Here is a 12,077-nt window from a genome sequence, read left to right as displayed (position 1 = left end):
CGCGGGCCCGGTTTGCGCTGTGGAGCAGTGAGATCGGGGCCCGCGGTTCCGTCGTACGCATCGGGTGGCCAGGAGTCGTCGGCCAAATTAGTTATGAGGAATATTCCTCCAGAGGATTGACAGGCAGTGGGTCGTCGACTGTAATCGAAGTGGTGCGAGACACACCCCCGCCGGCGCGCCGGCGGAGATCACGGGAGGTGAGAAGGGCCGATGAGTACTGCGGAGCCGCGTGCCGAGATCGCGGCCCTGGTCGCCGACTACTGCCTCGCCTGCGATACACGTGATCACCGGCGCCTGCTGGAACTCTTCGACGCCGACGCCCGAGCCACCTACGACGACGCCGGTGAACTCCGCGGCGCCACCGGCATTGCCGCCTGGATCTGCGAGGCCACCGCACACCTCGCGTGGCAGCAGCATTCGGCGCAGGTGATGAACGTGCAGATTGACGGGACCCGCGCCGGCGCGGTGGCCTACCTGACCTCGCATCAGGTCGCCGCGGCCGACACCTCCCACGTCACCACGATGGTGAGCAGATACGACCTGGTCCTGGCGAACGCTGAAAAGTGCTGGCGGATAGTCGAACTCGATCTCGTCGTGGGATTCACCGAACAACGGCCGGCGCGGCTGGGGCCGCGTATCGGACGCACACACAAGGAAGCGACATGACAGACGTGACGATCGGGACGCCGGAGAGCGTCGCCGAGTTCGTGGATGCCGCACGCGACTGGATCGAGTCCCAGGGGCGCCGGCCCGCCGCCGGTACGCAGGCAGCGGGTTGGGGCGCGGGCAGTGACGACGTGTCGGTGTTCCACGCTCTCTCCGATGCCGAGGAGCGCGCGCTGATCGCGGAGCGGTGCGCCTGGGAGCGTGCCAAATACGCCGCCGGGTACGGAGCCGTCACCTGGCCTGTCGCCGACGGCGGGCAGGGGCTTCCCGACGAGTTCGAGGCGGCCTTCGCCGACCTCGAGTCCGCCTACGATGTGCCGGCGCCGCACGAACTGGTCGGGGTGACGATCAATCTGATCGGCCCGACGCTCCGCCTGCTGGCCTCCGGTGAACGCCTGCGTTCACTGATCACGCCGATGATGCGCGCCGAGATCCTCGCGTGCCAGTTGTTCTCCGAACCCGGTGCGGGCAGCGACCTCGCGGCGCTGGGGACGAAGGCGGTCCGGGATGACGACGAATGGATCCTCAACGGGCAGAAGGTGTGGACATCGGGAGCGCAGTTCGCCGACTGGGGTGAGATCCTCGTGCGCACCGACCCGACGGCGCCCAAGCACAAGGGCATGACCGCCTTCATGGTCCCCATGGACGCGCCTGGCGTGGAGATCCGTCCGCTGCGACAGATGACCGGGGGATCGAGCTTCAACGAGGTGTTCCTCGACAACGTCCGCCTCACCGACGATCTCCGGATCGGTGGGGTAGGCGACGGCTGGAAGGTCGGTCTGACGACGCTCGGTTTCGAGCGGGGTGCGAGTTCCGACATGTCCGCCGTCGGCGGCAGCGCACGTCAGTGCCGCGAACTGGCGGCCTGGACGGGTGCGGATCAGGATCCCGTCGCGCGCCAGCGTCTGGCCGCGGTGCTGATCGGAGATCGACTCGCCGACATCGCCGTTCACCGTGACCGGGCCGATGCGAACTCCGGTGACGCGGCTCCGGGTGCGATCGGTTCCATCCGGAAGATGCAGTGGGTCAACAGGTTGAGTGCCACCTCGGATTTTGCGCGAGCGGCATTGGGCCGACGCCTGGCGGTCGACTCCGGGGAATGGGGCACGTTCAGCTGGCATCAGCACGTCCTCGGTGCGCCCGGCTACCGGATCGCCGGCGGCTCGGATGAGATCCAGCGCAACATCATCGGCGAACGCATCCTAGGACTCCCCGCCGAACCGCGGGTCGACAAGAACACTCCCTGGTCGGCCATCCCGCGCTGAGGGTGGCCACCGAACAACACACGGAAGAGGCAACAACAATGGTCGGACACGACCTGGCGGGCAAGGTCGCCCTGGTGACCGGCGGCAGTCGCGGACTGGGCAAGGAGATGTCGTGGGCACTGGCTCGTGAGGGTGCGCACGTTATCATCGCCAGCCGCAAGGAAGAGTCCTGCCGCGAACTCGCCGAGGAGATCACCCGGGAGACCGGGGTCGACGCCGTCGGACTCGGAGTTCATGTCGGCGAATGGGATTCGGTCACCGAACTTGCCACGAACGCGTACGACGCCTTCGGTCGCGTGGACGTCCTGATCAACAACGCGGGCATCTCGCCGCTGTACCCGAGCCTCGACGAGGTGAGCGAGGCGCTGTTCGACAAGATCTTCGACGTCAACATCAAGGGCCCGTTCCGTCTGTCTTCGCTCATCGGCCCGCGCATGGCGGCCGCCGGTGGCGGTTCGATCATCAACATCTCGAGCAACGCCTCGGAGCGCCCGGCCCCGGAGTACGTGCCCTATGGCGCCGCCAAGGCTGCACTCAACTCGCTGACCAAGGGCCTCGCGGCCACCTACGGACCGGCCGTCCGGGTCAACACCATCATGTGCGGCGCGTTCTTCACCGACATCGCCAAGGGCTGGGACCGCGATGCCTTCGACGACCTTGCGTCGGCCTGGCCGATCCCGCGCGGTGGCGATCCGGCCGAGATCGTCGGCGCGGTCCTGTATTTCGCCGGTGCCTCGTCGTCCTACACGACCGGCGCACTGCTGCCCGTCGACGGCGGGCGCATGGCGATCGGCTGACCCGTCGGCACGAACCGACTTCAACGCAACAGACTGAGGTCCCCCCACGGGGCCACTGTGAGAAAGGGATTGGCATGGCAGATCTGGAAGGCAAGGTCGCACTGGTCACCGGTGCGGCACGAGGCCAGGGGCGCGCTCACTCGATCACGCTCGCCAAGGCGGGCGCGAAGGTGGTCGCGGTCGACCTGTGCGAGAACATCGATCGTGTCTACTACGATCTGGCCACGTCCGCCGACCTCGAGCAGACCGCCAAGGAGATCGAGGCCATCGGCGGCACCGTGATGGCGCGCAAAGCCGACACCCGGTCGCAGGAACAGCTCGACGAGGTGGTCCGTGAGGCACTCGATGAGTTCGGTCGCCTCGACATCGTCGTCGCGAACGCGGGCATCGGCACCACCCTCGCCAAGACCTGGGAACTGAGCGACGACGACTGGTTCAACGCCCTCGACGTCAACCTGACCGGAGTGTGGCGCACCATCAAGGCGACCGCGCCCGCGATGATCGACGGTGGCCGCGGTGGCGCCTACATCCTGACCTCATCGCTGGCGGGTCTGAAGGGCTACCAGCACCTGGCTCACTATTCGGCGTCGAAGCACGGCGTGAACGGCCTGATGAAGGTTCTCGCGAATGAGCTCGGCCCGCACAACATCCGGGTCAACTCCATCTGCCCGGGGCTGGTGAACACCGACATGATGATGAACCAGCCGACCTACGACGTCTGGCGTCCGGACCTGGAGAAGCCGACCAAGGACGACACCATGGAGCTGTTCGAGACCTTCCAGGTCCTGCCGATCAGTTACCTCGAACCCGAGGACGTCAGCGAGGCCGTCGTGTGGCTCGCATCGGACTCCTCACGTGTCATCACCGGTGTTGCCCTGACCGTCGACGGCGGCCAGATCGGCCGTGGCTGACACACGTTCCTGAACTTCCGGGGGTTCATTCCCACTCCTCCCCCGGGTCGGGGATCCCCCTAGCCCCGGGACGGGATCCCATTAGCCCCGTGGTGGGATCCCTGCGAATCGGTGTCCGCGCTCCATGGCGCGGGCACCGAAATCGTCTTCTCAGGCCTGCGGGAGGCCGAACAGGCGAGCACTGTTGCGGTAGAACGCATTTCGTAGCCAGTCGTCGCCCATGTCGAGGGCGGTGATCACCTCGAGAGCGTGGGTGTACCCGTAGGGGATGTTGGGGAAGTCGCTGCCGAACAGCACCTTGTCCCCGACGTCGGCGATACGCGCACGGAGGTCGGCGGACGTCGGGGCGAGCTCCTCGGCGAAGTCGGTGAACGCCATCGTCGTGTCGAGGTGGACGTTCGGGTACTCCTGGGCGAGGTCTCCGAACGCCTCGTACTCGGGCATGCCCATGTGCGCGATGATCAGCGGCAGCGACGGGAACCTGTGCAGCAGAGCACGAACGGGCTCCGGGCCGGTGTACCGGCCGGGGGCCGGACCCGACCCGCAGTGGATGATCACCGGCACCTGGGAGTCGGCGATCTGCGACCACACGCCGTCGAGCAGCGAGTCCATGGGGGAGTAGTCGCCGACCTGGATGTGGCTCTTGAAGACCTGTGTCCCGGCCTGGATCGCACGAGAGACGTACGCGGTGGCCGACTCCTCGGGGTAGAAGGTCGCGGTGTGCAGGCAGTCCTCGTGATTGGTGGCGAAGTCGTGTGCCCAGCCGTTGAGCCACTCGGCCATGTTCGGCTTGTGCGGATAGACCAGCGACGAGTAGGCGCGGATCCCGAACTCGCGCAACGTTGCGACCCGGACGTCCTCGTCGGCGCGGTAGGTGATCGGCCACTCCCGTCCGACCAGCGGGCCCGCCGAGTCGAAGTAGGCCCAGACCTTGTCCATGACCGGGCGCGGCATGAAATGCGTGTGGGCGTCGATGATGCCCGGTAGGCCGAGGTCAGACCAGACGGCGCGGACACGATCCGCCTCGTGGGAGCTGAACGGCACAGGGGTCTCGGGAACGGCACTGTTCACAGGTCAGACGGTACGCCCGTGACGTGGGCCCCGCGAGTGCCGTTCACCCGACCGCCGGCGAGATGAGCACCTTGCGGTGGTCGTTCGGTCGGGACAGGTCGGTGAACACCCGGTCGACGGCGTCGAGCCCCACGACGTCGCTGACGAACGTCGACGATCCGATGGCACCCTTGCCCAATTCGGCGGCCGCGGCGTCGAATTCGGATTTCGTGTAGTACGAGACGAAGTTCATCGAGACCTCCTTGACCACTCCGGCGACCGGCATGAACGTGTCCTCGCTCAGGCAGACGCCGGCGACGACGATCCGGCCGTGGGTCGCGGCCGCGTCCAGCGCGGCGGCGATCATCCCGGGTTTGCCGACGCATTCGATGACCACATCGACACCGCCGCGAACGTGGTCGGGCACTTCCTCGGGCGTGCACACCGTCGAGGCGCCCAGGTCGAGGGCTGCGGCGCGCCGGCCGGGGGAGGGGTCCGAGCACACGGCCTCGGCGGCCACGCCCCTCGACAACCAGTGCAGGACGGCCAGCCCCACCGGACCCGCGCCGAGGACCAGTGCGCGGTCCCCGGGACGGATCGATGCACGGGTGACGGCGTGCAGGCCCACGGCCAGCGGTTCGACGAGTGCGCCGTCGACCGGGTCCACGTCGTCGAGCCGGACGCTCTCGGCGGCGCCGACGACAACGAACTCGGCCAGGGCGCCGGGCAGGACGCCGAGGCCCAGCGTCCGGACCGACGGGCATCGCGCGACGTCCCCGGTCAGGCATGCCCGGCACCGGTGACAGCCGATGACCGGCATCGATGCGACGAGGTCCCCGACACCGAAGGCGCGCGAACCGCCGTCGTCGGGGCCGACGGCCACCACCTCGCCGGCGAACTCGTGCCCCATGATCGTTCCCGCGGGTAGGAACGGCGCGGTCGACAGGTCCGACCCGCACACCCCGTTGGCGCTGACGCGCAGGACCATCTCACCGGCTCCGGGAGCGGGGTCGGCCACCTCGGCGACCTCGAATCCGCCCGGTCCGGTCACAGCGGCACGCATCTCAGCCCGCCGACCAACGCACCGACGGGCCGTCGACCGCCGACTTCGGCACGATGAACACGCCCTCCGCCTCGCAGGTCACGCCCTCGTCGTCGGAGATGGTCCCGCGGGCGATGCGCTTGCGTCCGCTCTGCTCGGTGACCCACGCCTGCGCGGTGAGTGCGCCCAGCCGCGTGGGGCGCAGGTACTTGACGGTGATGGTGCCGGTGAAGCAGGCGGACTCGTAGCTCGCGGCGTTGCCGAGCAGGTGGTCGAGGATCATCGCGCACACCCCGCCGTGGACGTTGCCGGGTGGTCCCTCGTAGGCGGCGCCCAGGGTGAAGTCGGCGCGGACACCGTCGGCGGCGTGCACGACGTCGATGGGCGGTGCCAGCGCGTTGCGTACGCCGATGACGGCGTTTCCCCACGCCATCCCGGTGTTCTCGCGGGTATGACGCACTCCGTACGGTCCGTCCATCTGCCGTGTCCGCAGGTCTGCGACCACCTCGGCGATGCGGCGTCGTGCCTCGGGAAGGTCCTCCTCGGGGACCTCGGTGCGGATCACCGCATCGACGAGGTCACGAACGGTATCGGTGAGCGGTGTGTAGACGGCACGTCGACGCGCGACCTCCGCTTCGGAGATGTCCTCGAGGATGAACTCCATATATTTACCGATCAGTTGGTGTGGGATAGGTAACGAACGCTGGCGACACATACTAGAACGTGTTCTAATTCAATCACTAGAACGTGTTCTCGTTTCTGGGTTTGAGGACATCGACCCCAGGTCGACCAGCTCTCGGTGACCGATCTGAGCGGTGATCCGCACACAGCGCAGAGACACAATCACAGGAGACCCACGATGAGTGCCGACACTTTCGACCTCACCGCACGCGACGAGACCTGGGTCAGGCGGATACTGCCTGTCCTCAAGCTCGTGGCAAAAACCTACTTCCGTTCCGAGGTGCGGGGCATGGAGAAGGTGCCCGACGGTGGCGCGTTGCTGGTGTCCAACCACTCCGGCGGCCTGATGGCCTTCGACGTCCCGGTCATCAGCGTGGCCTTCGCCGAGGAGTTCGGTGCCGGACGGCCGCTGTACACGCTGGCCCACGACCTGATCTTCACCGGCTCGGGTAAAGACATCTTCGGCAAGGTCGGTTTCATCCCGGCCCACCCGCGCAATGCCGTCGCCGCACTCAAGGCCGGCGCCGCGACCATCGTGTTCCCCGGAGGCGAATGGGAGGCCCTGCGTCCCACCAGCCAGAGCGCAACCATCGACTTCCACGGCCGCACGGGCTATGTACGCACCGCCATGGAAGCGGGCGTACCGATCGTCCCGATCGTCACCATCGGCGGCCAGGAGACACAGCTCTTCCTCAACCGCGGCGAGACCCTCGCCAAGATCCTGCGCCTCGACAAGCTGCTGCGTACCGACAGCGCACCCTTCGCCTTCGGCTTCCCGTTCGGACTCACCGCGCACCTGCCCCCGAACATCCCCCTCCCGTCGAAGCTCGTCACGCAGGTGCTCGACCCGATCGACATCGCCGCGGAGTTCGGGACGAACCCCGGATACGACGAGGTGGACAAGGTGGTGCGCAAACGCATGCAACATGCCCTCGACGACCTCGCCCGTGAGCGCCGCTTCCCGGTGCTGGGCTGACCACCAAGGAGATCGACGATGATCACGACACTGCGCGATCGCGTCACGACCTACGTGTGGCTCGTTCGAACGCTCGTCCGCAGCGGATTTCTCGGTTCGCTGCGGATCGACCGCTACATCCGCATGGGACTCAACCTGCGCCGTCACGGCGGTGCGTCACCGGTGAGCGGTATCGGCCTGGCCGCCGCCCGAGATCCCAAGGGACTGGCCCTCATCGACGAGGCGGGCGACCTCACGTGGGGCGAGCTCGACGCCCGATGTGACGCACTCGCCGTCGGACTCGGCGAGCTGCCCGGCAGGCCCGTCACGACAGTCGCCATCCTGTGCCGCAACCATCGTGGCCTCATCGAGGCTCTCGCCGCGACCTCCCGGCTCGGCGCCGACGCCGTGCTTCTCAACACCGGTTTCGCCGGACCGCAACTGGCCGATGTCCTGGAGCGCGAACAGGCCGACGTGCTGATCGCCGACGACGAGTTCGAGGCGATCATCGAGCCTGCTGCGCAACGACTTCCGGATCTTCGACGCATCCATGCCTGGACCGAGGGCGACGCTGTCGACGGTGACACCGTCGATTCGCTGATCGCCGCACATGCCGGCGCACGACCTGCCCGTCCGGAACGTGCCGGCCGCATCGTGCTGCTGACCTCCGGCACCACCGGCGCCCCGAAGGGCGCGCGCCGGGGTGGCAGCACAGACATCGCCTCGCTGGCCGCCATGCTCGACCGAATCCCCTGGCGTGCAGGTGAATCCACCGTCATCGCCGCACCGATCTTCCATGCCTGGGGCTTCGGTCAGGTGGCGATCGCCGCGACCCTGACCTGCACGATGATCATGCGCCGGCGCTTCGACCCCGAGGCCACCCTCGATCTGGTTCGCGAGCACGGCGCCACGGGGCTCGCCGTGGTCCCGGTGATGCTCGAGCGCATCACCGATCTCCCGGCCGAGACCCTCGACGCCCACCCGATGCCGACACTGCGCTTCGCCACGGCGAGCGGCTCGCGGATGCGCACCGACGCACTGCTCTCCTTCCTCGATCGCTACGGCGACGTGGTCTACAACAGCTACAACGCCACCGAGGCCGGGCTCATCAGCACCGCGACCCCCCAGGACCTGCGGATCGCGCCCGACACCGCCGGTCGGCCACTGGCAGGCACCAGCATCCGCATCCTCGACGACGAGGACCGAGCACTGCCGACCGGCGAGATCGGTCGCATCGTGGTCGCGAACAACTCCGGGTTCGACGGTTACACCAGCTCCGACACCAAGAGTTTCAGTGACGGATACATGGTCTCCGGCGACGTGGGACGCCTCGACGAGAACGGCCGTCTGTTCGTGGTCGGTCGCGACGACGAGATGATCGTCTCCGGCGGCGAGAACGTCTACCCCCTCGAGGTGGAGCAGGTGATCGGTGAACTCGACGAGATCACCGAGGTCGCGGTGATCGGCGTCGACGACGACAAGTTCGGACAGCGACTGGCCGCCTACGTCGTCCGCGCCCCGCAGGCGTCCATCGGTGCCGACCAGATCTGCGGGCACGTTCGCGAACAGCTCGCCGGATTCAAGGTGCCGCGCGACGTCCACTTCCTCGACGAACTGCCCCGAAACGCCACCGGCAAGGTCCTCAAGCGCGACCTGAAACCCGCCGACTTCGAGCGAAAGGTGAGCTGAACCATGCATTCCGTGACGCATATCCACCGCACGACCCGGCCGGAGGGCGGCGAACGGATGACCGGACCCGACGCGCTGATGCTGAACATGGAGTCGCCGTCGACGCCGATGCACACGCTGAAGGTGGCCATTCTGGACACCGAGCGTCGAGGCCGGCCGCTGACTCTCGATGAGCTCGCCGACGTCCTGCCCGGCTACCTCGGGATGTTCCCGCGGGCGACGCAACGGCTGGAGTGGGCACGCGGATACAGCGCGCGACCGTTCTGGGTGCCCGACACCGACTTCGACGTGGCGCGCCACCTCGACGAGACGTGGGTCGCCGGTCCCGGTGAACGTACCGACCTCGACGCGGTGCTGTCCGAACTCGCGGTCCGGCAGCTGGACCGCAGCCATCCGTTGTGGGCACTGACCCTCGTTCACGGGCTCGCCGGTGGTCGACAGGCCATTGTGGTGCGGGTCCACCATGCCATCGCAGACGGCGTCGCCGCGCTCAACATGTTCATGGCCTCCACCGGCGGCGCCGGGGAGAAGGTCGCTCCCGCACCGATCGGTACCGGGCACGCCGGCCACGACCACCGGGCCCTCCTGCGCGCAGCACGTTCGGAATCGTGGAAGCTCCTCCGTGGGCTGCCGTCGGCCGCCTCGGCGCTTCGGCGGGCGGTGTCGGCCAAGCGCGGAGCCGCGAACGGCGAGCTGATCCCGAAGCCGCTGACGGTGCGCCGGACGAGTTTCAATGCGCGAAGTGGGGACCGACGCGTCTGCGCCTCGCGTGACATCTCACTGGCTGCGATCCAGCGCATCGCGCTGGCGGCGGGCACCACCGTGAACGGGGCACTCCACGGCGTCATCGCCGGTGCGATCCGGAACGAGCTCATCGCGCGCGGTGAGGAGCCCACCACCTCGGTGACCATCTTCGGTGTGGCCAAGGACCTCGCGTCCACTCGCGTCCACGGAAACGGGATCGCCACTGCGATGGCATACCTGAGGTCGGACCTCGCCGATCCGGTCGAGCGCATCCGGGCCACCGGCGAGAGCTGTGCGGCGACCGTGCGCTGCCGACGAGATGTCGGTTTCGAACTCACCGAGAAGCTCGCGACCTACACCGGCCGTCTCGGTCCGGTGTTCCGTGGGCTCGCCGCCCACCGCGCCCCGCGGGTGATGAACAACATCACCACTGCCAACCTGCCGGGTCCGCGCACCACGCGGTGGGTCGGGGACGTCGAGGTCGTGGACTGGATCTCGTTCGCACTCGCGATCGCGCCCGCCGACGTCAACCTCACCGCATACAGCTATGCAGGAAAGCTCAGCATGGGCCTCATCGCCACCCCCGAATCGATGCCCGACCCCGCTCGGTTCCTGTTGCGGGTGGCCGAAGCGGTCGACGAAGCAGCAGGCGCACTCGGCGTCAGCGAAATCGCACAGGAGGCCAGTTGATCGACTGGGAGTCAGGAGCAGCTCGTCTCGGATTGTTCGCCGGAGTGCTGCCGCGAGCTGTCGGAAGCTCGCGGGCGGCAGGTCGCGGCGATCCGGACGCGGGCATCCCGCCTGCGAACTGCGGGCCGCGCATGATCGGCGAGACGGCCGTCGACGAGTTGTTCATCGCGATCAACTCGGTGATACGGGACATCCCGCCCATCGAGTCGGTCGAGGACTGGGTCGCGCGGTGCGCCGACGTCGCCGACGAGTTCAGACGGTTGGGTCCGGCCGGCGTCCATCGTGAACCCGGGCCGCCACGTATCCTGTCCCGCGACCGTAAGGTCTTCGGCGCCACGTCGTTCCAGCACATCGACTACTCGGTGGACGCGCACATGCCACCTTCGGTGGCCGCCCTCGACCCCTACTCCGACGGAATCGGGTCGATGCGTGTCCTCACCCGTCGCCGTGCGGGCCGTCGCTGGCTGATCTGGGTACACGGCGCCGCGCAGGGCCGCGCCGACGATCTCTACGCCTTCCGAGCCGCACACCTCTACAACAAACTGGGCTACGACGTGGTGTTCCCGGTGCTGCCCGCGCATGGTGCCCGCCGCGTGAAGACGGTGGCCTACCCGGGTTTCGATCCGCTCGTGAACACCGTGATCACCATCCGGGCGATCGCCGAGATCCGTTCCCTGATCACGTGGATCCAGAGCCACGACCCCGCCGACATCTCCATCGCCGGAACATCTCTGGGTGGTCCGATCGCCGCCATGGTCGCGTCGATGGATGCGCGGATCAGTTCGGTGCTCGCGGTGGTGCCGATGCTGGAGATGCATGCGACCCTCGCCCACCACATGGAGCGTGGCGGTTCCAAGGGGCAGTACCTGGCGACGCTGATGCGCAGCGACCCGGTCCGTGCGGTGGCCTCGATCACCAACCCGCTGTCGGTGCAACCGGTGGCCGCCCCGGAACGGCGGATGGTGGTGGCGGCTCTCAACGACCGGGTGACGTCGGTGACGGCGGCCCAGCAACTGCACCAACACTGGGGCGGACGAATCCACTGGTACCCCGGGAGCCATGTGGGGCATGCGATCTCGACCGACATCCGGCACGCCACCGACGAGTTCCTCGGTGAACCGCCGCCACGGCCGGACCGCGATGCGCAACCCCGCCGGGCCACCAGCTGACGTCGGGGAGCGCAGAGACCAGTACGTCGTCGGCTGCCGAGGGCCGCACGCGCCGGATCACACCGCGCTGATCAGGTCGATCCTGGCGGCCACCCGAGATCTCCTCGATGTTCGCTGCCCGCTCGGCCAGGACCACGGGATGGATCGTGGTCCCGTCACGGGTTGGCCCCGGCCGACGGGCGCTCGAACCAGGTCTCGAGCTCGAAGTCCTTCTTGATGCTGCCCTGCTCGACGAGGAACGTCTTGGTGCCGGTGAGGAGTTCGACGGCACGGGCCGGAAACGGCTCCTCCGAGTACCCATCGGGGCTTTCGGCACGCCGATCTTCTTGCCCGCGAGGTCGGCCAGGGTCGTGATCGAGGGGTCCTCGGCGCCGCCGGCAGCGTTGGAGTCATCGTGATTCTGGAAGGAGTAGTCGGG

General features: G+C 67.8%; 11 protein-coding genes. 8 read left to right on the top strand and 3 right to left on the bottom strand.

Features of this window, described 5'->3' with window-relative positions; genetic code table 11:
- Positions 1 to 210: 210 nt before the first annotated feature.
- From H1R19_RS18245 to H1R19_RS18230, 4 genes are all read left to right on the top strand, one after another.
- Positions 211 to 666 carry a nuclear transport factor 2 family protein gene (locus H1R19_RS18245; protein ID WP_219849744.1) on the top strand — a complete coding sequence of 152 codons (456 nt, stop codon included), beginning with the start codon at positions 211 to 213 and terminating at the stop codon, positions 664 to 666.
- Positions 663 to 1,931: an acyl-CoA dehydrogenase family protein gene (locus H1R19_RS18240; protein WP_219849743.1), complete on the top strand. Its 1,269-nt coding sequence runs from the start codon at positions 663 to 665 to the stop codon at positions 1,929 to 1,931. Before H1R19_RS18245 ends, H1R19_RS18240 begins: the two co-directional genes overlap by 4 nt.
- A gap of 38 nt (positions 1,932 to 1,969) precedes the next feature.
- Positions 1,970 to 2,728, top strand: coding sequence for an SDR family NAD(P)-dependent oxidoreductase (locus tag H1R19_RS18235; protein ID WP_219849742.1), 759 nt, complete (start codon positions 1,970 to 1,972; stop codon positions 2,726 to 2,728).
- A gap of 74 nt (positions 2,729 to 2,802) precedes the next feature.
- Positions 2,803 to 3,639 carry a mycofactocin-coupled SDR family oxidoreductase gene (locus H1R19_RS18230; protein ID WP_219849741.1) on the top strand — a complete coding sequence of 279 codons (837 nt, stop codon included), beginning with the start codon at positions 2,803 to 2,805 and terminating at the stop codon, positions 3,637 to 3,639.
- Positions 3,640 to 3,789: 150 nt separating this feature from the next.
- Here H1R19_RS18230 and H1R19_RS18225 read toward each other — a convergent pair whose 3' ends face one another.
- From H1R19_RS18225 to H1R19_RS18215, 3 genes are read right to left on the bottom strand one after another with little or no spacing between them, the layout of a single operon-like run.
- Positions 3,790 to 4,710, bottom strand: a complete 921-nt coding sequence (locus H1R19_RS18225; protein ID WP_219849740.1) for an amidohydrolase family protein — start codon at positions 4,708 to 4,710, stop codon at positions 3,790 to 3,792.
- A gap of 43 nt (positions 4,711 to 4,753) precedes the next feature.
- The gene (locus tag H1R19_RS18220) at positions 4,754 to 5,752 is read right to left on the bottom strand and encodes an alcohol dehydrogenase catalytic domain-containing protein (protein ID WP_188328795.1); all 999 of its coding nucleotides are present in this window, start codon (positions 5,750 to 5,752) and stop codon (positions 4,754 to 4,756) included.
- A gap of 1 nt (position 5,753) precedes the next feature.
- Positions 5,754 to 6,395 (bottom strand): PaaI family thioesterase, encoded by a 642-nt coding sequence (locus H1R19_RS18215; protein WP_219849739.1) that lies wholly within the window; start codon positions 6,393 to 6,395, stop codon positions 5,754 to 5,756.
- A 195-nt stretch (positions 6,396 to 6,590) separates the two neighbouring features.
- Here H1R19_RS18215 and H1R19_RS18210 point away from each other — a divergent pair, with 195 nt between their 5' ends.
- Genes H1R19_RS18210 through H1R19_RS18195 form a run of 4 tightly spaced genes read left to right on the top strand, consistent with a single transcriptional unit; the run spans position 6,591 to position 11,659 of the window.
- Positions 6,591 to 7,388 (top strand): 1-acyl-sn-glycerol-3-phosphate acyltransferase, encoded by a 798-nt coding sequence (locus H1R19_RS18210; RefSeq protein WP_188328793.1) that lies wholly within the window; start codon positions 6,591 to 6,593, stop codon positions 7,386 to 7,388.
- Between the two features lie 18 nt (positions 7,389 to 7,406).
- The gene (locus H1R19_RS18205; protein WP_219849738.1) at positions 7,407 to 9,056 is read left to right on the top strand and encodes an AMP-binding protein; all 1,650 of its coding nucleotides are present in this window, start codon (positions 7,407 to 7,409) and stop codon (positions 9,054 to 9,056) included.
- Positions 9,057 to 9,059: 3 nt separating this feature from the next.
- Positions 9,060 to 10,490 carry a wax ester/triacylglycerol synthase domain-containing protein gene (locus H1R19_RS18200; RefSeq protein WP_244970746.1) on the top strand — a complete coding sequence of 477 codons (1,431 nt, stop codon included), beginning with the start codon at positions 9,060 to 9,062 and terminating at the stop codon, positions 10,488 to 10,490.
- Positions 10,487 to 11,659: an alpha/beta hydrolase family protein gene (locus tag H1R19_RS18195; RefSeq protein ID WP_188328791.1), complete on the top strand. Its 1,173-nt coding sequence runs from the start codon at positions 10,487 to 10,489 to the stop codon at positions 11,657 to 11,659. The genes H1R19_RS18200 and H1R19_RS18195 overlap by 4 nt, the downstream gene beginning before the upstream one ends.
- The last annotated feature ends 418 nt before the right edge of the window (positions 11,660 to 12,077 follow it).

Origin of the sequence: Gordonia jinghuaiqii (genome assembly GCF_014041935.1) — a bacterium.
GTDB lineage: Bacteria > Actinomycetota > Actinomycetes > Mycobacteriales > Mycobacteriaceae > Gordonia > Gordonia jinghuaiqii.
Note: the sequence above shows the minus strand (reverse complement) of the source record. Positions and strands in the feature narration are given on the sequence as shown.

Bases quoted from the DNA above. Each gene is read 5' to 3' on its own strand.
- H1R19_RS18210 (WP_188328793.1), top strand. From the start codon at position 6,591: ATGAGTGCCGACACTTTCGACCTCACCGCACGCGACGAGACCTGGGTC.
- H1R19_RS18230 (WP_219849741.1), top strand. From the start codon at position 2,803: ATGGCAGATCTGGAAGGCAAGGTCGCACTGGTCACCGGTGCGGCACGA.
- H1R19_RS18200 (WP_244970746.1), top strand. From the start codon at position 9,060: ATGCATTCCGTGACGCATATCCACCGCACGACCCGGCCGGAGGGCGGC.
- H1R19_RS18235 (WP_219849742.1), top strand. From the start codon at position 1,970: ATGGTCGGACACGACCTGGCGGGCAAGGTCGCCCTGGTGACCGGCGGC.
- H1R19_RS18205 (WP_219849738.1), top strand. From the start codon at position 7,407: ATGATCACGACACTGCGCGATCGCGTCACGACCTACGTGTGGCTCGTT.
- H1R19_RS18220 (WP_188328795.1), bottom strand. From the start codon at position 5,752: ATGCGTGCCGCTGTGACCGGACCGGGCGGATTCGAGGTCGCCGAGGTG.
- H1R19_RS18240 (WP_219849743.1), top strand. From the start codon at position 663: ATGACAGACGTGACGATCGGGACGCCGGAGAGCGTCGCCGAGTTCGTG.
- H1R19_RS18245 (WP_219849744.1), top strand. From the start codon at position 211: ATGAGTACTGCGGAGCCGCGTGCCGAGATCGCGGCCCTGGTCGCCGAC.
- H1R19_RS18215 (WP_219849739.1), bottom strand. From the start codon at position 6,395: ATGGAGTTCATCCTCGAGGACATCTCCGAAGCGGAGGTCGCGCGTCGA.